Below are 20,058 nucleotides of genomic sequence, written 5' to 3'. Positions count from 1 at the left end.
TGCCGGGGAAATGCCATGACCATCCGCACGCACGCCGCACGATATGCCGCCGCCCTGCTCGCGCTCACGGGAGCAGGCACACTGTTTTCGACGGCCCTGAACGCGCAAACCGCCCAGCCGCTTCCGACGGCGGCGCAGACCGATCCGAAAACGCTCGGCCTGATGCAGGGCTTTCCGCCCCCGCCGGACAAGGCCATCCGCTTTATCGATGGGTCGTCGTCACGTTTCCCGAACACGCGCTGGTCGTTCAGCCACTTCCGCGAGCTGGTGCCGACCGCGACAGTGTCGCGCGGCGAAGGACCCGTCGTGCCGCTGCCGCGCGCCGAAAAGGATCTCGGCGCCGTCGCCATCACAACGATGGACGGCAAGGCGATCACCTTCAACGACGCAATGCAGTTGACCTATACCGACGGCATCGTCGTGCTCCACAAGGGCAAGATCGTCTATGAAAAGTATTTCGGTGAAGGCAGCCCGCAACTGCCGCACATCGCGTTCTCGGTGACGAAGTCGTTCGTCGGCACGCTGGCGGCGGTGCTCGCGGCCAACGGCAAGCTCGATCCCGCGGCCCCTGTCACGAAGTATGTGCCCGAACTGAAGGACACCGCCTATGGCGATGCCACCGTGCGCCAGGTGATGGACATGACCATCGGCGTGAAATTCTCGGAGAACTATTCCGATCCGAACGCCGAGGTGTTCGACTATGCCCGCGCCGGCGGCATGATGCCGATCGCGCCCGGCTATCAGGGGCCGCGCAGTTTCTACGACTTCCTCGTCAAGCTGAACAAGGAAGGCGAGCACGGACAGGCTTTCGCCTACAAGACGGCGAACGCCGAAGTGCTGGCCTGGATCGTCAAGCGCGCCTCGGGCCAGTCTCTGGCGGCGCTGCTGTCGTCGGAAATCTGGTCGAAGCTCGGCGCCGAGCAGGACGGCTACTTCATGGTCGACAGCGTCGGAACCGAATCCGGCGGCGGCGGCTACAACACCGCGTTGCGCGACCTCGCGCGTTTCGGCGAAATGATGCGCAACAAGGGCAAGTTCAACGGACAGCAGGTCATTCCTGAAGCCGCCGTCGCCGACGTGACACAGGGCGGCAAGAAGGAGGACTTCGCCAAAGCCGGTTACACGCTGCTGAAGGGCTGGTCCTATCGCGACATGTGGTGGATCACCCACAACGAGCACAACGCCTACACGGCGCGCGGCATCTACGGCCAGAGCATCTATGTCGATCCGACCGCGGAGATGGTGATCGCCCGCTACGCCTCGCATCCGATGGCGGCCAACGCCGCCAACGATCCGGTCTCGCTGCCGATGTACATGGCGCTGGCGAAAGAGCTGATGAAGTAGGCGTCTGTCCTTAAGATCGCCAGTCGCGCAATTCTGCACGCGTCTTGATGCAACAACAGTGTCGTCCCCGCGAAAGCGGGGACCCATAACCATCAAATGCCGAGATCGTGGCGGGATGATCGCTCAGGCATCTCTCGCAAAATGGAAAGCTCAGTGATGATGGATCCCCGCTTTCGCGGGGATGACATCATAATCTTGGATAGCTCCCTCGTTGTCTGCCGGAGCCTTACTAAGCCACTTCCCTACGCGGCATCGCGCTCACGGCATGCGCCTCGACCGCATCCAGCACCTGCCGTAACTCCTCCTCCAGATATTCATTGGCGATGATCAGCGCCTTGAGCGCGCCGCGCAGATCGCCGCCGCAGGTCGCGATCGCACTGTCGACGGCCCGGTCGTAACGGTCGATGTCCTGCTGGGTGGCCGGTGTGAACATGATGGCTCTCCGATGCTGGCAGAGATTCCGCCACACCGGACACATCGCCCGGCGAGTCGCGGTCTGATTTTATGTTCCCTATTTGTTCTTTTGGCGATCGTGATGTCAAGAGCCGGTCCGGTTTACACACCGCTTGACGCGATGGCCGCAACGCATGCGATGAATACGTGAACGCAGCGATGTCCCACCCGTCATTCCGGGATGCGCCACTTGGCGCAGGCCCGGAATCCATGACTGCTTTGAATCACGATATGGACTCCGGGTTCGCGCGAAGCCGCGCGCCCCGGAGCGACGAGTGGGGAAATCCGACCTCGAAACATTTCGTGATGGGGATACGCGTCCCCGTGTTCTGAAGCGCGCTTATGTTCGGCACGTCCTGGTCGTGAGGGGCGCTTCTCGAGGGCGCTTTGAAGCGGAGCAGGATGCGGCGCCTGCGCGCGTGTCTCGCAAACACGCGCCCGGGAGGCTGGGGTCACCGTCCGGGCCAACTATGTGGCTCTGCCGTTCGCCGGCTGGACGCGGAGCGGACGAAGGCGGCGAAAGCCGTCCGGATCAGGGGTCGAGTACCCTCCCCCGTCCGCACCCGGAAGTACGGTCCCCTCGCCCAAAATCGCCGCAATGGAGCGCCGCAAGGCGATGCGCTTCCGGAGACCATCGCCTCGCACGCGATGCCGGAAGCGAAACGATACACAGGTGCGCCTTGCGGCGCTCCATGCCCCTCGTTGTCCGGGGCAACTAACAGATCAACTCGCGCAATGCGCGAGAGCGAATGCGCACGCCTTTCGTTGGCGCGAATGGAGCAAGCCCCACGCGCATGCTGTTTGAAAATTGAATCCGTTACGCGACGCGCGACAGATGCACTCTCGGCGTCACCACCGACTGATTACGGCCGCGCGACTTGGCTTCGTACAGGGCCTTGTCGGCCGCTTCGATCAGGTGCGCCGGCTGCATAGCTTCATTCGGCACGACACTCGCCACACCGACACTGACGGTGGTGGCCCATTTGTCCGCGGACAGCATTTCCACACGGGTGCGGATGTTTTCACCGATCACAAGCGCCATATCGGCCGAAAGCCCCGGCAGCAGCACTGCGAATTCCTCGCCGCCGTAACGCGCGGCGCAATCTCTCGCACGCTCGACCGCGCCCGCTATGCTGGTTGCGATCCGCACCAATACCTGGTCGCCGGCCTGATGCCCGAACATATCGTTGTAGGTCTTGAAGTGGTCGGCGTCGATCATCAGAAGCGCGAGCGGCTCCTGACGGCGCCGCGCCCGCAGCCATTCCTGCTCGATGACCTGATCGAACCTGCGGCGGTTTCTGAGCCCGGTCAGCGCATCGGTGATGGCGAGTTCTGCGAGCTTGTCCTCGGCACGCCCGCGCCGCTTGATTTCCCGTGCCAGCATCATTGTCGCTCCGGCGACGAATGCGATCAGCGCCAGCATGATCACGCCGACCCGCAGCGCCTGGCTGCGCCAGATGGCGAAGATGTCAGTCCAGGATTTGCCGACGATAACGACCAGCGGATGACTGCTGTCGCGCCAAACATAGAGACGCTGGATCGGATCGATCGCGCCGGCCCCTTCAAATGTTCCGCTCTGCTCCTCGAGGACACGTTTGACACCGGGACTCTGGCTCAGGTCCCTGCCGATCACATCCAGATCGAACGGCGTCCTCATGATCACCACGCCATCCCGCCGGACAACGCTGATAACATCCTCCGCTGCAAGGCTGAGGCGCTCGAACAGGTCGTGGAAGTAGCTGAACCGCAACGAGCCAACAACCACGCCGAGAAAGGCGCCGTCCCTGCCTGTGATCCGGCGGCTGAGAACGATCGCGTAAGCACCGCGATGCAGACCTGGCCGGCTGATCAACAGACCGGCATTGGGGTTATCCCGGTGCACCGAGAAATAGTTTTCGTCGGAGCGATTTTCCGGCTTTGGATCGTCCGTCGCGGAATCGTGGAGGAGATTGCCCGCGGCGTCGAACACCTGGATCGCGCCAAAGTGCTTCGCGGTCGCGGCATGGTCGAACAGAATAAGGTTGAGCAACCGCTTGCTGACGCTGGCGAGTTCCGGCTCGATCATGTTGTTCGCGACATTGCGCAGCGACAGATCGTAGAGTTCGATGTTGCGGCTGATATCGGAATCGATCGTCGTGGCGAGGTTTTCCATGGATCGCAGCGCCAGCGCCTGCTCGCTGCGGCGCATGTCGAGCATCATGCTGCCGCAGACCGCCGAGAAGCCGACGATCGTCGCAATCGAGCACCACACCAGCAGCTTGGCCGAACTTCGCCCCGGCTGACCCATTGGTAATCGCAACCGCATCGCACCCTTTCCCTTGAGCGTGTCTGAATGCGCTCAATTCGTTGCGGCGGCCTTTAGATGATTGGTTTCATATTGTTCGGAGTTAACGAAATATTTCCGGATTGCGTCGGAATGGAGCAACCGGACAACGAAGCATATCCGCAGGCGAGTGCCGCTACCGCTGCACGCGGATGCCGAGCATCACCACGGTCGCGGCGGAGCTCGCGCCGATGGCCGAACTGTTCAACCAGTCGTGCCGCACCTGTCCCTTGATCTGGAACGTGCGCGACAGCTTGTAGACCAGATCGCCTTCCACGAAGTAGCGCCGGTCGAAGCGGGTGCCGTCGTAGTCCGACGTCCCGGTGCCGACCTTCGCCGTGCCGATCAGCCAGCGCCGGAATGCGTGATCGACCTGGAGCGAGTAATCGCGGGAGATCACGCCGGAGACGCCCGGCAGCGTGGTCTCGTCGATCGAGGATGTCGCGTCGAACCGCACCGTGGTCAGCCCGGTCGCAGTCCAGATCAGCGACGCGCTGGTGAGCAGGCCTTTCATGTCGGTGAGGCGCGGATCCTGATAGGTGCGCCGCGAATAGCCGATTGCGGCCTCGCCGGTCAGCAGCCGCGAAAACTCGAACGAGGTGCCGGCCTTCACGTAGCCACCGGTCGAATCGCGCTGATAGCCGGAACGATCGGACTTCACGTCGTGAAGACGCGTGTCGGCGGAGAACTCGCCGAACGGCTTGAGGCCCGGCATCAGATCGTAGCTGACGCGCCCAAGTCCGCCGAACTGGTTGAAGTTGCGGTCGTCGTTGGTGAAGGTCGAGCCGTCGGTGAGCTTCGACTGCTCATAGGTCGTTCGGTCCGCGAGGCCGGCGACCGAAACCGTCAGCCGGTTGAAATCGTGTTCGACACCTGCGGTGCCGCCGATATTCGTTGCCAGCGGATATTGCGCCAACCCCGCCTGGATGTTCGGCGAGCCGGGATTGTCGGTGAAGACCCGCATGCGCAGCTCGGTATTGATGCGGGTGTCGCGCGCCGCATCGACGCGGCCCGTGATCTTGCCGTTGAAGGTCGGCGCGTCGATGCTGGTCGGCACCGGCGACGGCCCGCTGGCGGTTGGCGGAAATGTCGCCTCGTAACCGGTGAACGAGCCGCGCAGATCCGCGATCAGCGAATGGCGCTCCCAGTCGGACGCGATCAGCAATTCGGGCGCGACCGTGTAGAACGCCGAGCCCTTCGGCGTGGTTATCCGGCCCGGATTGGTGTTGTAGCCGCCCCAAAGCTCGACCGCGGCCTTGGTGAGAAACGTGCCGGTGTGGAAGCCGACATTGGCGAACGGATCGTCGTCCACCTTCAGGCGGCGGCGTTGCGGCTGGCCGGGGAACGTGCCGGCGACCGATTGCGAAAGAGGCGCAGCGATCTTTGCTTTCGGTGCGGCGGGCGGCGGATTGCCGGGACCGGCGATCTTCGGCTTCGGTGCGCCGGGATAAAGTTTCGGCTTCTTGCGTGTGCGGTTGAGCGAATCGAATCCGACATCCGCCGCCCCTGAAGCGGGCGGGACACCGTACCTCGGAATCGCTCCGATCCGCGACGGCGCCCTGGCACTGCGCTTCGACGTGTCGTCGTCGGCCCCGTTGTCCGCCGTCTTGCGAAGCAGCGACTTGTCCGCCGGCGCAAAACCGCCCTGCGCCGGGTTCATCATGTCAGGGGTCAGCGCCTGCGCGAGCGCCGTTGCAGGGTTCCACAGGATCAGCACGCAGCACACCGGCAGCACGCGCCATCCGGACGCGCGCCAGCGATGATCCCACAACCGGACAGGTTGCTGTGAGCCCTGCACTTTTCACTCTTCTCCCAGCCCCGAAAGCCACTTGGGACCGCGCCGGAAAACGAAACAACTTCAAGCAATTGGCGGCCAAAACGCTGCCGTCCGGCGTTGCTGAACGCCGTTAACAGAGTTAAAACAATTATGGTTAACGGAGCGTTGCGGGCGGCCCTGGCGCGTCGCCTCAGGCGCTTGAATGTGCTAGGAAATGTCCCGGATTGGCGCGCGCGTCGCGCTGCCGTCCCTCTTCAACCGGAACCACGCATGGCCACTTCAAAACCGCGGACGGCGACCCCTTCCGCGACTCGCGCGGCATCTGCCGCCATCGAGTCCGCGCTGCGCACCCTGGATGCCGAGGCGAGCGGCATCACCGCACTTGTGAACGCCCTGCAGTCGGATCTCGGGGCGGCTTTCGATGCCGCCATCGCGCGCGTCCGCGATGCCAAGGGCCGCCTGATCGTGACGGGCCTCGGCAAATCCGGCCACATCGGCAAGAAGATGGCGGCGACCTTCGCCTCCACCGGCACGCCCTCATTCTTCGTCCACGCGGCGGAAGCCAGCCACGGCGATCTCGGCATGATCACGCCCGACGACGTCATCATGGCGCTGTCGTGGTCCGGCGAAACTGCCGAACTGAAGAACCTGATCAACTATTCGCGCCGCTTCCGGATCGGATTGATCGCGGTCACGTCGGAAGCGGACTCCACGCTGGGCGCCGCCGCCGACATCGTGCTGACCTTGCCGAAGGCGCGCGAGGCCTGCCCGCACAATCTCGCCCCGACCACGTCGTCGCTGATGCAGCTTGCGCTCGGCGACGCGCTTGCCGTGGCGCTGCTGGAAAGCCGAGGTTTCACCGCGCTCGATTTCAGCGCCCTGCATCCGTCCGGCAAGCTCGGCGCCATGCTGAAATTTGTGCGCGACCTGATGCACAAGGCAGAGGCGGTGCCGGTGAAGCCGCTCGGCACCAAGATGTCCGACGCGCTGGTGGAGATGACGTCCAAGGGCTTCGGCTGTGTCGGCATCGTCGATGCGCGCGGCGAGATCGCCGGCATCGTGACCGATGGCGATTTACGGCGTCACATGCGGCCCGACCTGATGACGGCAAGCGTCGACGAGGTGATGACGAAGAATCCAAAGACCATCAGCCCGGATCTGCTTGCCAGCGAGGCGCTGGAAATTCTCAACGCATCAAAGATCACCGCGTTGATCGTGACCGAGGGCAGGACGCCTGTCGGGATCGTGCATCTGCACGATATTCTGCGCGCCGGCGTCGCGTAACATCCCTTGCCATCATTGCGAGCGAAGCGAAGCAATACATCTTGTGGATAAAATTGGATTGCTTCGCCGCCATGTTCCTCGCAATGACGGCAATTGAACCTAGGCTGCATCGACTTTCAGACTCGCCCCATCGGCGCTGACGATCTTCACACGGCTGCCGGAAGGCGCATCCGGGCCTGAAACGCGCCAGACCGTATCGTCGATCTTCACCGTGCCGACGCCGTCCACGATCGGTTTTTCGAGCGTGAAGACGCGGCCGACTAGGCCTTCCGCGCGCCTGTTGAGAAACGGCTTGTCGGTCGGCCGGGCATTTCGTCCCGAGTAGTATCGCCACAGCGGCACCATCGCGATCGACAGCGCGGCAAACGCAATGACCTGCGCCTGCCACGACCACGCGATGCCAAATGACAGCAGCCCGACGATCAGCGCCGCAAGGCCGAGCCACAGCATGAACACGCCGGGCGCAAACGTCTCGATCGACATCAGCACCAGGCCGATGATGAGCCAGTTCCACGTCCCGAGTTTCGACAGGAGTTCCACCATATCGATCACGCTTTCGGATTGGTGTTCGGCACGGTGGGCGGACGGCGAACTCCTGCGGCAGCGGACGTCGCGCTCTCGCCAAAGGTCGCCTTTGCGATCTCTCCGATGCCCGCAAGCGACCCGAGCATGCCGGTCGCTTCGATCGGCAGCATGATGATCTTTTGGTTCGGCGACTCCGCAAGCTGGCCAAATGCTTTGATGTACTTGTCCGCGATGAAATAGTTGAGCGAAGCGACATCGCCGCTGGCGATGGCATTGCTGACCATCTCCGTCGCTTTCGCTTCGGCTTCCGCCGCGCGTTCGCGGGCCTCGGCATCACGGAATGCAGCCTCTCGGCGGCCTTCGGCCTGAAGAATCTGCGACTGCTTGGCGCCTTCTGCGCGCAGGATTTCAGACTGCCGCTGGCCCTCGGCCTGAAGAATGTCAGCGCGCTTGACGCGCTCGGCCTTCATTTGCCGGCCCATCGCCTCGACCAGATCGTGCGGCGGCACAATGTCCTTGATCTCGATGCGGTTGACCTTGACGCCCCACGGCGAAACAGCGGCATCGACCACGCGCAGCAGCCGCTCGTTGATTTCATCGCGGTGGGACAGCACCTGATCGAGATCCATCGAGCCCATCACTGAGCGGATATTGGTCATGGTCAGCGTCACGATGGCCTGATTGAGATTGGACACTTCGTAGCTTGCCTTGGCGGCATCAAACACCTGGTAGAAGGTGACGCCATCCACCGTGACGGTGGCATTGTCCTTGGTGATGACCTCCTGCTGCGGAATCTCGATCACCTGCTCCATCATGTTTACCTTACGCCCGACGCGGTCGAAGTAGGGAATGATGATGTTGAGGCCCGGACCCAATGTGCGGGTGTATTTCCCGAACCGTTCGATGGTCCAGTCGTAGCCCTGCGACACCGTTTTCACGCCGGCAAACAGCGTGAAGATCACCAGCAGAACGAACGCGATCGCAAAAATATCGAAACCGGACATTTAAAACTCCCTGCAAATAACCCACGAAGCGCAAAACCTGAGATGCGGGCAGCCTAGCACGGGCACGCGACAACCGCTCTGTCGCTTTAAGCGGGGATGCGGTTCGAAAGAGAGGAAAAGTCGCGCCTTGAAACGAACGGGCGGGGCAATTAAATCGCGGCCGCTCGGGTCCAGCCTTTTAAATCCAGCCTTGTAGCTCGCGCAGCACGACCTGGCGGATCACATCCATGCCCTCGTCGCTGTCGTTCAGACACGGAATGGCCGAGAATTCCTGACCACCCGCCTTGTGGAAGATCTCGGCATTCTCCATCACGATCTCTTCAAGCGTTTCAATGCAGTCGGCCGCGAAGCCCGGCGTGACAACGGCAATCCGCCGCACACCGTCCTTCGCAAGCTGTTCGACAGTCTGGGCGGTATAGGGCTGCAGCCATTTCTCATACCCGAACCGCGACTGGAAGGTGAGCATCAAACTCTTCTCGTCGAGACCCATGCGCTTGCGCAGCGCATTCACCGTCGCAACGCACTGCGCCTGATAGGGGTCGCCCTTGTCGATGTACGACTGCGGCATGCCGTGGAACGACGCCACGATGGTCTCAGGCTTGTAAGATAACGTCGCCAGATGACGCTCGATCGAGACCGCAAGGGCATCGATGTAACCTGGGTCGTCATAATACGGCGGCGTGAACCGCACCGTCGGCTGTGCACGCATGTCCTTGAGCGCGGCGGCAACCTTGTCCACCACCGTCGCCGAGGTCGACGCTGAATATTGCGGATAGAGCGGCATCACCAGAATCCGGTCACAGCCCTGCGCCATCAGCGCATCGATCCGCGACTTGATCGACGGATTGCCGTAGCGCATGCCCCAGTCGACAACGACATGCTTCTGATCCGCAATCGACGCAGCCAGCTTCTCGGCTTGTCCGCGCGTAATCGTCTTGAGCGGAGACTCGTTTTTCTCGGTGTTCCAGATCTTCAGATAATCCTTGGCCTTCTTGGCCGGACGAATCTGCAACACGATGCCGTTGAGAATGATTTGCCAGATCAATCCGTTGTTCTCGATCACGCGCGGATCGGACAGGAACTCGCGCAGATAAACGCGGACACCCTTCGCGTCGGCTGTGTCAGGCGTCCCGAGATTGACCAGCAGCACGCCGACGCGCGACCGCGCCGGTTGCGCGGCGGGCCGATGTGCATCGAGGGGAATGACGGCTGTCATGATTGGTCTGGCATCGCGCGTTGCAGAAATGTTGTCAAGGCGACCGGGATCAGAAACAGGTGACGCGTTCCGCGGCAATGTATCCCAGCAGCAGGCCGACGCCGAACAGCAGCACCAAGGCCGCGGCGCCAAACTCGATCCCGCGCAGCAGGATCGCCCCGCCGCCATCGCGGCCGGCAGCCATCCGGCCGGCGAGCCCCTTGGCCGATACCGCGATGATCGCGATGGCCGAGACGGTGATCGCGGTGCCGAGCCCCATCAGCAGCGTTGCCGCCACGCCGGCCCAGAACAGGCCCTGCGCCAGCGCGAATACCAGCACCAGAATTGCGCCGGAGCACGGCCGGATGCCGACCGTCAGGACCGCGCTCAATCCGCGCGACCAGCCGCCGGGACCGGCCAGCGCGCTCGGCTCCGGGCCATGGGAATGACCGCAGTGCTCATCGTGAACATGATCCGGATGATTGTGATCATGGTCGTGGGCATGTGCGTGATCGTGGTCGTGGGCAACTCGCTCATGCGTATCGTGCGAATGCCCATGATCGTGATGGGCATGATCGTGACCGTGCGCATGCGCCATCACAGGAACGAGCGGCGACGGCGCACCGCGCCATGACCGCAGCGCGCGGACAAATCCGCCGCCTTTGCTCCAGACCAGCCGCGCACCGAACGCCGCGATGAGACCGTAGCTGGCGATTTCGATGACACGCTCAGCGCCGCACATCTGACCGGCTGTCACATTCAAGACGGCTGCGCCGATGCCGACGATGGCAATCGCCATCAGCGCCTGCATCAGGGCGGAGGCGAAGGACAGCACGATGCCACGCCTGGCCGTCTCCTCGTTGGCGACGAGGTAGGACGAGATCACCGCCTTGCCGTGTCCCGGGCCGGCCGCATGAAAAACGCCATAGGCGAAGGAAATGCCGAGCAGCGCCCACACCGCGCTGCCATCGGTCTTGGCCGCACGAATGGTCTTCGAAATCTGGAGATAGAATTCGGATTGCTTGGCGAGCAGCCATCCGATGATGCCGCCGACCTGCGGCTCGGCAACGGCTCCCTTCGGAGCGCCGAACGGGTTCTGCGCCCACGCCGCATGCAGCAGGACATCAACCAGACCCGCGAGAGCCAGCGTCACAACACCGGCCATCGCGATCCGCTTCAGCATGAGACGAGAGATATCCATCAGGGGCAATCCACCGCGATCTTGTTCGCGAACATCGCGCCATAGTTCGAATTATCGCCGTTGAGGAAGGTGTCCTCGTTGAGCTTCTGCGCCTGCGCGCTGCCGTCGGTCGGACGCTGGACCGACAGCTTGCAGGTCGCCGGGGCGCCGACCAGCGTGACCGGGTCCTTTTCGTTCAACTGAAAATCGATGAAGTAGGACGGATCGAACACCTCCAGCGCCAGCGCAGGAGTCTTGACCGGCGTCTTGAACGGCAGCGTGAAGTGCAGCGTCAGCGCCGAGTCCTTGTATTCGAGATAGTAGTCGGTCGGATCGTTGAATTTTTCCTTCTTCTGGCTGCCCGCGCCGCCTGCCTTGGCGAAGGTAAAGAAGGCGTATTCCTTCAGCGACTCGACATTGGTCTGCGCCAGCGGTTTCAGCTCGTCGCGGGTGTAAACGCCTTTGGTCTTGCTCTCGATGCCCTGCAAGGCATAGGTCGAGAACATGTCGTCGAAGGTCCATGCGTGACGTATGCCGGTGATCGATCCGTCCGGCGCGTAGATCACTTCGCTCTTGGCCACGATCCAGACATGCGGATGCGCCTGCGCCGCACCGGCGGTGACTGCCAGCATAGCCATAGCGAAGAAACACTGAATAAGACGACGCATCGTTATCCGGTCCTATGCGGCTTCAGGTTCGTTGAGCAGACCGCGGCGGCGCAGCAGCGCGTCGGGTTCAGGTTTGCGTCCGCGGAAGGCAATGTAGGCATCTTCCGGATCGCGTGATCCGCCCGACGAATAAATGTCGTCATGTAGGCGCTTCGCGACCGCCGGATCGAAGATGTCATGCGCTTCCTCGAACGCGCCGAACGCATCTGCATCCATCACCTCGGACCACATGTAGCTGTAGTAGCCCGACGCATAGTGATCGCCGGAGAAGATATGACCGAACTGCTGCGGCCGGTGGCGCAGAGCGATTTCCGCCGGCATGCCGATTTTCTCAAGTTCCTGCTTCTCGAACGCGCGTACGTCGGTGATCGACGCCGCCGCCTGGGTGTGGAATTCGAGATCCATCAGGGCCGACGACACGAACTCCACCGTGGCAAAGCCCTGATTGAACTTGCGCGCGGCGATGAAGCGCTTGAGCAAATCCTCCGGCAACGGTTCGCCGGTCTGATAGTGCCGCGCAAACTTCTGCAGCACCTCGGGCCGTTCCTGCCAGTGTTCGTAAAGCTGGGACGGCAGCTCGACGAAATCGGTGAACACGCTGGTGCCCGACAGCGACGGGTACATCACGTTCGACAGCATGCCATGCAGCCCGTGGCCGAATTCATGGAACAGCGTACGGGCATCGTCCGGCGACAGCAGCGACGGCTGGCCGTCGGTGCCCTTGGAGAAATTACAGACGTTGATGACCAGCGGCGCGACATCGCCATCAAGTTTCTGCTGGTCGCGCAGCGACGTCATCCACGCACCGGAGCGTTTGGAGGGACGCGCGAAGTAATCGCCATAGAACAGCGCCTTGTGGTTGCCCATGGCGTCCTTGACCTCCCACACCCGCACGTCCGGATGCCAGACCGGGATGTCCTTGCGCTCAACGAAGGTCACCCCGAACAGCCGGGTCGCGACGTCGAAGGCGGCGTCGATCATGTTGTCGAGCGTCAGATACGGCTTGATCGCGGCGTCGTCGAAATTGGCGCGGCGCTGGCGCAGCTTCTCGGCGTAGTAGCGCCAGTCCCATGCGGCCAGCTTGAAGTTGCCGCCCTCCTCGGCGATCAGCGCCTGGAGCGCGTCGCGATCGGCCATGGCGCGGGCACGGGCCGGCTTCCAGACCCGCTCCAACAGGCCACGCACGGCCTCCGGCGTCTTGGCCATGGAATCTTCCAGTCGGTAGGCGGCGAAGCTCGGATAGCCGAGGATCTTCGCCCGCTCCTCGCGCAGCTTGAGCACTTCCAAGATGACGGCATTGTTGTCGTTGGCATTGCCGTTATCGCCGCGCGCGATGAAGGCCTTGTAGACCTTTTCGCGCAGATCGCGGCGGGCGGAATCCTTCAGGAACGGCTCGACGAAGGAGCGCGACAGCGTCACCACCATCTTGCCCGGCATCCCGCGCTCGTCCGCCGCAGCCTTCGTGGCGGCGACGAAGCTGTCCGGCAGGCCTGCCAGATCGTTCGCGCCGAGCTCCATGGTCCACTCCTGCTCGTCGCCGAGCAGATGGTGGCTGAAAGATGTCGCCAGATGCGCCAGCCGCTCGTTGATCTCCGCGGTCCGGGCCTTGGCGGCCTCGCTGAGGCCCGCGCCGGAGCGATGGAAGCTGGTCCAGGTCCGCTCCAGCAGCCGCGCCTGCTCACCCGTCAGATTGAGCGACGCCGCCTTGTCGCGCAGCTTCGAGACGCGGCCAAACAGCGCGGCATCCATGGAGATCGGATTCCAGTGCCGCGCCTGCGTCAGCGCCACTTCGGACTCGATCTTAAGAAGCTCGGGATTGGAGTGGGCCCCCACGAGGTCATAGAACACCGCCGACACCTTGGAGAGCAGCTTGCCGGCGCGCTCCAGCGCGGTGACGGTATTTTCGAACGTCGGCTCGGCCGGGTTCGCCTTGATCGCCTCGATCTCGGCGGAGTGATCGGCAAAAGCCTTGTCGAAGGCCGGCAGGAAGTGCTCGGGACGGATGTCGGCGAAGGGCGGCGTCTGGAACGGTGTCTGCCAGGCCGCCAGCAGCGGGTTGGTATGGGAGTCGACAGCCGTTGAGGACGCTTCTGACATGGTGAGGCCTTATTTCCAGCGATTTCCAAGGCATTCTCTATAGCATCCGGTGGGGCTTTTTTGCGCCCTTGCCGCTTGATTGACGCGCCGATTTCGCAGAGATTGCGGCCCGAAACGGGATCACAAAGTCATGAACGCCAAGAAGCTCGAAGCCAACGCCCGCGAAATCGCGTGGCCCAGCGTCATCACCGTCATCAGCGCCGCCATCCTGATCGGCGCCGAGGTGTTCGGTGCGGCCTTCGCCGGCGGCTGGGCGCTCGCGATCCTGTTCGGCCTCAGCGACACCGCCGCGCACATCGTCCAGATCGTGCTCTTCCTGATCGGCGTCGCGATCATGATCGCCTTCGTGCGCGGCGCTCAGCGCGTCGAGCCCTTCACCCGCAAGATCTGAGATTCCGGCTGCGCCGCAGGCGCTTCTTGCACGCCGAAAAATTAACGCGCATTCATCTTTCTCTCAGTTCGTTAACCCGCGCGCGGCATTTCGATCACGATGCGTGGAAAGTTGTCTCGCGGGCAAAAAAAAACTTGCACCCCCGAGTCAAAACTCATATTTCACCCTTGCCCAATTTCGCACGTGCCTGTGGTCGTGTGTCAGTCGGTAGGTATCCGGACAAGAGGCCGGACAGCCGCCAAGGGACGAAGAAGCCGAGGGTCGCTTAGCTCAGACTAAGAGGCCAGCATCTCTCTCCAGAGATGCCGTTGAAGGTGACTTTGCTCCTTGCAACCGTGACTGGCAGCCGGAGGCGAACCGGCGCACCCCGCTCTCAACGGGGGACGCGACTTAAAGCAACGACGGATCGGGCTTTTTTGGTCTCTACCGGCATTCCACCGCCGGCGCGGGCTACTGAAAAGGCTTGTCCTTCATTGCCAGGTGTGCGGGCGGGAGCTTTCCCAACCAATCCACGGCAGCACAGTTTGGTCTGAGTTTTAGGCTCTGTCGCGCTTCCATCTCGCGACAAAGGCTTATCGCTCATACCGACATCATTTTTGGACGTCCCGTCGCAGGGCCGTTTGGGAGGGTGCTATGACCGATCGTATCCAGGAATTCCTGCGCAACCGCCGCAGCGAGGGCCTCGACACCGAGCCATGTCTCGTCGTCGACCTCGAGGTCGTGCGCGACAACTATCAGACCTTCGCGAAGGCGTTGCCGGACTCCCGCGTGTTCTACGCGGTGAAGGCCAACCCGTCGCCTGAGGTGCTGTCGCTGCTGGCCTCGATGGGCTCGTGCTTCGACACCGCGACCGTCGCCGAAATCGAAATGGCGCTGGCCGCCGGTGCGACGCCTGACCGCGTCTCGTTCGGCAACACGATCAAGAAGGAGCGTGATATCGCGCGCGCCTACGCGCTCGGCATCCGCATGTTCGCGGTCGATTGCTCCGCCGAAGTCGAGAAGATCGCCCGTGCTGCACCCGGCGCGAAGGTGTTCTGCCGCATTCTTTACGATTGCGCAGGCGCCGAATGGCCGCTTTCGCGCAAGTTCGGTTGCGATCCGGAAATGGCTGTCGACGTGCTCGAACTCGCCAAGCGTCTGGGCCTGGAGCCATATGGCATCTCGTTCCATGTCGGCTCGCAGCAGCGCAAGGTGAAGGCGTGGGACCGTGCGCTGGCGATGGCCTCGACGGTGTTCCGTGACTGTGCCGAGCGTGGAATCAACCTGTCCATGGTCAACATGGGCGGCGGATTCCCGACGAAGTACCTCAAGGACGTTCCTCCGGTGGTGCAGTACGGCCGGTCGATCTTCCGTGCGCTTCGCAAGCACTTCGGCAACCAGATCCCGGAGACCATCATCGAGCCGGGCCGCGGCATGGTCGGCAATGCGGGCATCATCGAGACCGAAGTCGTTCTGATCTCGAAGAAGAGCGACGACGACGAGAACCGCTGGGTCTACCTCGACATCGGCAAGTTCGGCGGCCTCGCCGAGACGATGGACGAGTCGATCCGTTACGCGATCCGCACGCCGCATGACGGCGCGGATATGGCTCCGTGCATTCTCGCCGGCCCGACCTGCGACTCCGCAGACGTGCTGTACGAGAAGGTGCCGTACCCGCTGCCCGTCACGCTCGAGATCGGCGACAAGCTGCTGATCGAAGGCACGGGTGCGTATACGTCGACGTACTCGTCGGTGGCTTTCAACGGCATCCCGCCGCTGAAGACCTACCACATCTGATCTAGCCGGATGCGCTAGCAAAAGTGGGGACCGGTTTTGCGCCCGAGCGCATCCGGTTCTTTCGAGAAAACGGGAGCCGGTCCGCCGGCTCCCATCCCGTCACATCGCTATTTTGCTGACAACGCTCCGCGGCTGCCTTGCCATCTGGAGTGGGGACTGACGTGCCATGACTGCTGTTTGGAAAAAGACCACTGCCCTCACCCTCGAAGCCGCTCCGTTCGCGATCCGTGCGGAACGAGCCTCGGACGTCGTTGCGCGTGAAGCGCTGCTGGATGCGAGCTTCGGCGAAGGCCGGTTTGCCCGCACCTGCCAGCGCCTGCGCGACGGACGCGCGCCCGCCGAAGGCCTCGCCTTCACGGCGGTGCGTGAGGGCCGTGTGGTCGGCACCGTGCGGTTGTGGCACGTCAGCGCCGGGGGCATCCCGGCGCTCGTGCTCGGCCCGCTGGCCGTGGATGCGCCGTGCCGCTCGCTCGGCGTCGGCGCGGCGCTGATGGAGCATGCGCTGGCTGCCGCCAAGGCGCGCGGCCATGGCGCGGTGATCCTGCGCGGCGACGCGGCCTACTACGCCCGCTTCGGCTTTTCGGCCGACAAGACCGGCGAGCTTGCGCTGCCCGGCCCGTTCGAGCGCGAGCGGTTGCTCGCCGTCGAACTGCGCCAAGGCGCACTGGACGACGCCTTCGGCATGATTGTCGCCACCGGCGACAAGCTGCGCCGCCCTGCGCCGCGTGCGAACGGCAAGGCGCGAAAGCTTCTCATCCAGGCCGCTTGATTTGAGCGCAAAGACCCGGCATTGCGGGGCCTGAAATGAGCCCCGCAATTCTGCTGTTACAAGGAAACCGCCGATGTCCCGCCGCCTGATTTCATCCGGATCGCCCTTCGAGAAGATCGCCGGCTACAGCCGCGCCGTGGTCGATGGCGACTTCTGTTTCGTCGCCGGCACCACAGGCTATGACCCCGTGACGAAGGTCCTGCCGGACGACGTGGCCGAGCAGACCCGCAACTGCTTCAAGACCATCGGCATCGCGCTGAAGGAAGGCGGCTTCGAGATGGCCGATCTCGTGCGTGCGACCTACTACGTCACCGACGCCAAGGATTTCGACGCGGTGTTCGCCGTGTGCGGCGAAACGCTCGGCGACATCCGGCCGGCCGCAACCATCGTTGCGGTCTCGGCGCTCTACAAGCCGGAAATGAAGGTCGAGATCGAGGTCACCGCGAAGCGCCGTAGCTGATAATCGATAGGGCGCATGACATGTTGGCTTGCATGCGAGCCAACATGTCGCAGTTGGTGCGTTGACTTTCCTGCCGCACGCCATAGCTTAAGACCATCATGTCGAACGTTTGTAACAACCGATTGCTGCTTCACGCAGGTCGCCTTCAAACCCGAAGGTGACCCGGGCGGACGCGCGTCAGCGCCGTCCCGGGTCGTTTATCGTTCGCACTTCCCCCATTCATAGAATTTTGGTCACGGGCATCGCTCGGCACATCCGTGCCGCGCGATTTCATTGTGAGGCACGTCATGATGTCGGCACCTGTTCCTCCGATCAGCATCGCGTCGGAGGACTTTTATCTTCTGAGACAGATCGCGGTTCGGGCACTCGAGGAGCGCCACCCGGTGAGCAGTTTTCTGGTTTCGGAACTGAACCGCGCGGACGTTCACGACACGGCGCCGTTGCGCTGCGTGCGTCTCGATGACTGGGTGACGTTTCGCGCCGACCAAGGAATGCCGCTGGATAGCCGTATGCTGGTTCTGCCTGCGAAATTCCGCAGCAGCCACCTGCATGTCTCGGTGCTGTCGCCGCTGGGCGCAGCGCTGATCGGTCTGCATGCCGGATCGAGCATGCCCTACGTGGAAATCGACGGTGTTCGTCACATCGTCACAGTCGAAAATCTCGACCCGCCGGCCGGCGTCGTTTCGCTGCAGCAGCACCGCGCCATGAAATTCGCGGCACGCGGCGGCGGCAACGATCCCGACCGGCCCGGTCCAACAGCAGCTTGAAGGAGAAGACCATGGTGAGCCACTTGCAGCCCGAACTGCCCCCGATTTCCATGCGCATTTGCGACGCCAATCGGCTTCGCAACATTGCCGAGGCCGCGTCCGAGAAATATCCGCAGACCACCGACTTCTTGGCACGGGAAATCGAGCGAGCAGAAATCCTGCCAGACGCGCGATTGCTGCCCGGTCTTGTCACGATGGATTCAGAGGTGACCTTCCGGGATGACATCAGCATGCAGGAGCGAGCGGTGACGCTGGTCTATCCAGAGGCTGCCGACGTCGATGCCGGCAGGATTTCGATTCTGACCCCGATCGGCGCCGCCCTCATCGGCCTGTCGGTGGGACAGACCATCGAGTTCCAGACACCCGGGGGGCGTTGGCGCTCGCTGACCGTGCTCAGGGTTCAGCAGCCCCGATAACACGGCGTCATAAGACACCTTTATGAAAATCCCGGCGGCAAAGCACCGTTGCCGCCGCGCCTGAGTTGCCGTAGTTCTTCTGCGCGGCAGCATTTCCCTGTGATCCGGAGTTCTGATTTTGAGCAAATTCCCCGTTTACGCGCGCATCACCGGCCCCATCGTCATGGTCGGCTTCGGCTCGATCGGCAAAGGCACGCTGCCGATGATCGAACGGCATCTCGACTACGACAAGTCGCGCATCACGGTGATCGATCCCAAGGATGAAGGCCGCAAGGCGCATTGCGAAAAGCACAATGTGCGCTTCATCCAGCAGGCCGTGACCAAAGACAATTACCGCGAACTGCTGACCCCGCTGCTCACCGAAGGCGGCGGCCAGGGTTTCTGCGTCAATCTCTCGGTCGATACCGGCTCCACCGATATCATGGAGCTCTGCAACGAGCTCGGCGCGCTCTACATCGACACCGTCAATGAGCCTTGGCTGGGCTTCTACTTCGACGCATCGAAGGGCCCGGAAGCGCGCTCCAACTACGCCCTGCGCGAGAACACGCTGGCTGCCAAGCGGGCTCGTCCGCCAGGCTCGACCACGGCCGTCTCCTGCTGTGGCGCCAATCCCGGCATGGTCTCGTTCTTCGTCAAGCAGGCCCTGCTGAACGTCGCCTCCGACCTCAAGCTCAATGCCCCGAAGCCGAAGACCAAGGCTGAATGGGCGGACCTGATGCGCCAGGCCGGCATCAAGGGCATCCACATCGCCGAACGCGACACCCAGCGCTCGAAGAAGCCGAAGGAGCCGGATGTGTTCGTCAACACATGGTCGGTGGAAGGCTTCCTGTCGGAAGGCGTGCAGCCCTCCGAACTCGGCTGGGGCACCCATGAAAAGTGGATGCCGGAAAACGCACACACCCACGAAGCCGGCTGCGGCGCGGCGATCTATCTGATGCAGCCCGGCGCCAACACGCGCGTGCGCACCTGGTGCCCGACCCGCGGCGCGCAATACGGATTCCTCGTCACCCATAACGAGTCGATCTCGATCTCCGACTACTTCACGGTGCGCGACGCATCGGGCACGGTCATGTATCGGCCGACCTGCCACTATGCCTATCATCCCGCGGATGACGCGGTGCTCTCGCTGCACGAAATGTTCGGCCGCGCGGCGAAGATGCAGGAGAAGCATCACATCCTTGATGAAAACGAGATCGTCGACGGCATCGACGAACTCGGCGTGCTGCTGTTCGGCCACGACAACAATGCCTACTGGTACGGCTCGCAGCTCTCCATCGAGGAGACGCGCAAACTCGCACCCTATCAGAACGCCACCGGCCTGCAGGTGACCTCCGCCGTACTCGGCGGCATGGTGTGGGCGCTGGAAAACCCGAACGAAGGCATCGTCGAAGCCGACGAGATGGATTTCGACCGCCTGCTGGAAATCCAGATGCCGTATCTCGGCCCGGTGAAGGGTTACTACACCGACTGGACGCCGCTGACGGATCGGCCGGGTCTCTTTCCGGAAGACATCGACACCAGCGATCCCTGGCAGTTCAAGAACGTTCTGGTCCGGTGAACACCTGACGGATCTGGAATGTTGCAATGGCCGGGCTTGCCCCGGCCATTTGTTCTTGAGCGTCGCGTCTC

General features: G+C 62.7%; 18 protein-coding genes. 9 read left to right on the top strand and 9 right to left on the bottom strand.

The genetic code is table 11. The features are described 5' to 3' along the window. The first annotated feature begins 15 nt into the window (after window positions 1-15). Complete coding sequence (locus tag AC1RM7_RS21810; RefSeq protein WP_024919484.1) at window positions 16-1,344, top strand: serine hydrolase domain-containing protein; 1,329 nt, start codon at window positions 16-18, stop codon at window positions 1,342-1,344. Between the two features lie 229 nt (window positions 1,345-1,573). Here the strand turns inward: AC1RM7_RS21810 and AC1RM7_RS21805 are convergent, their stop codons facing one another. The 3 genes from AC1RM7_RS21805 to AC1RM7_RS21795 form a co-directional block, all read right to left on the bottom strand. Beyond that, on the bottom strand, window positions 1,574-1,777 hold the full coding sequence (locus tag AC1RM7_RS21805; RefSeq protein ID WP_006018879.1) for a hypothetical protein: 204 nt from the start codon (window positions 1,775-1,777) through the stop codon (window positions 1,574-1,576). Between the two features lie 837 nt (window positions 1,778-2,614). After that, window positions 2,615-4,102: a sensor domain-containing diguanylate cyclase gene (locus tag AC1RM7_RS21800; protein ID WP_024919485.1), complete on the bottom strand. Its 1,488-nt coding sequence runs from the start codon at window positions 4,100-4,102 to the stop codon at window positions 2,615-2,617. 154 nt (window positions 4,103-4,256) lie between these two features. Then, complete coding sequence (locus tag AC1RM7_RS21795) at window positions 4,257-5,918, bottom strand: outer membrane beta-barrel protein (protein WP_444826143.1); 1,662 nt, start codon at window positions 5,916-5,918, stop codon at window positions 4,257-4,259. 249 nt (window positions 5,919-6,167) lie between these two features. On the opposite strand from AC1RM7_RS21795, the gene AC1RM7_RS21790 reads away from it, so the two are divergent. Beyond that, window positions 6,168-7,181, top strand: coding sequence for a KpsF/GutQ family sugar-phosphate isomerase (locus AC1RM7_RS21790; RefSeq protein WP_006018875.1), 1,014 nt, complete (start codon window positions 6,168-6,170; stop codon window positions 7,179-7,181). A 99-nt stretch (window positions 7,182-7,280) separates the two neighbouring features. Here AC1RM7_RS21790 and AC1RM7_RS21785 read toward each other — a convergent pair whose 3' ends face one another. The 6 genes from AC1RM7_RS21785 to AC1RM7_RS21760 all read right to left on the bottom strand — a co-directional run bounded on the left by AC1RM7_RS21785 (window position 7,281) and on the right by AC1RM7_RS21760 (window position 13,850). Continuing rightward, the gene (locus AC1RM7_RS21785; RefSeq protein WP_024919487.1) at window positions 7,281-7,724 is read right to left on the bottom strand and encodes an NfeD family protein; all 444 of its coding nucleotides are present in this window, start codon (window positions 7,722-7,724) and stop codon (window positions 7,281-7,283) included. A gap of 5 nt (window positions 7,725-7,729) precedes the next feature. Continuing rightward, window positions 7,730-8,710, bottom strand: a complete 981-nt coding sequence (locus tag AC1RM7_RS21780; RefSeq protein ID WP_006018873.1) for an SPFH domain-containing protein — start codon at window positions 8,708-8,710, stop codon at window positions 7,730-7,732. 178 nt (window positions 8,711-8,888) lie between these two features. After that, a complete protein-coding gene (gene hemH, locus AC1RM7_RS21775) occupies window positions 8,889-9,926 on the bottom strand; it encodes a ferrochelatase (protein WP_024919488.1) in 1,038 nt (345 codons plus the stop codon). A gap of 49 nt (window positions 9,927-9,975) precedes the next feature. Further along, on the bottom strand, window positions 9,976-11,106 hold the full coding sequence (locus AC1RM7_RS21770) for a nickel/cobalt transporter (RefSeq protein WP_024919489.1): 1,131 nt from the start codon (window positions 11,104-11,106) through the stop codon (window positions 9,976-9,978). Next, window positions 11,106-11,753, bottom strand: a complete 648-nt coding sequence (locus AC1RM7_RS21765; protein WP_034459920.1) for a DUF1007 family protein — start codon at window positions 11,751-11,753, stop codon at window positions 11,106-11,108. Before AC1RM7_RS21765 ends, AC1RM7_RS21770 begins: the two co-directional genes overlap by 1 nt. Before the next feature lie 12 nt (window positions 11,754-11,765). Further along, window positions 11,766-13,850 carry a M3 family metallopeptidase gene (locus tag AC1RM7_RS21760; RefSeq protein WP_492837340.1) on the bottom strand — a complete coding sequence of 695 codons (2,085 nt, stop codon included), beginning with the start codon at window positions 13,848-13,850 and terminating at the stop codon, window positions 11,766-11,768. A 130-nt stretch (window positions 13,851-13,980) separates the two neighbouring features. Between AC1RM7_RS21760 and AC1RM7_RS21755 the strand changes: the two genes are divergently transcribed. From AC1RM7_RS21755 to AC1RM7_RS21725, 7 genes are all read left to right on the top strand, one after another. Next, window positions 13,981-14,241 (top strand): hypothetical protein, encoded by a 261-nt coding sequence (locus AC1RM7_RS21755; protein WP_006018868.1) that lies wholly within the window; start codon window positions 13,981-13,983, stop codon window positions 14,239-14,241. A 633-nt stretch (window positions 14,242-14,874) separates the two neighbouring features. Next, a complete protein-coding gene (locus tag AC1RM7_RS21750) occupies window positions 14,875-16,017 on the top strand; it encodes a type III PLP-dependent enzyme (RefSeq protein ID WP_006018867.1) in 1,143 nt (380 codons plus the stop codon). 166 nt (window positions 16,018-16,183) lie between these two features. Next, window positions 16,184-16,786: a GNAT family N-acetyltransferase gene (locus AC1RM7_RS21745; protein ID WP_024919491.1), complete on the top strand. Its 603-nt coding sequence runs from the start codon at window positions 16,184-16,186 to the stop codon at window positions 16,784-16,786. A gap of 73 nt (window positions 16,787-16,859) precedes the next feature. After that, complete coding sequence (locus tag AC1RM7_RS21740) at window positions 16,860-17,246, top strand: RidA family protein (protein ID WP_024919492.1); 387 nt, start codon at window positions 16,860-16,862, stop codon at window positions 17,244-17,246. A gap of 290 nt (window positions 17,247-17,536) precedes the next feature. Further along, window positions 17,537-18,013, top strand: coding sequence for a GreA/GreB family elongation factor (locus tag AC1RM7_RS21735; protein ID WP_492943918.1), 477 nt, complete (start codon window positions 17,537-17,539; stop codon window positions 18,011-18,013). Between the two features lie 11 nt (window positions 18,014-18,024). After that, window positions 18,025-18,429: a nucleoside diphosphate kinase regulator gene (gene rnk / locus AC1RM7_RS21730; protein ID WP_024919494.1), complete on the top strand. Its 405-nt coding sequence runs from the start codon at window positions 18,025-18,027 to the stop codon at window positions 18,427-18,429. Between the two features lie 163 nt (window positions 18,430-18,592). Beyond that, a complete protein-coding gene (locus AC1RM7_RS21725) occupies window positions 18,593-19,987 on the top strand; it encodes a homospermidine synthase (protein WP_051054983.1) in 1,395 nt (464 codons plus the stop codon). The last annotated feature ends 71 nt before the right edge of the window (window positions 19,988-20,058 follow it).

It is taken from the genome of Afipia sp. GW822-FHT03D08 (assembly GCF_058801645.1).
The sequence above is the reverse complement of the archived record's forward strand: the minus strand, read 5'-3'. Positions and strand labels throughout refer to the sequence as shown.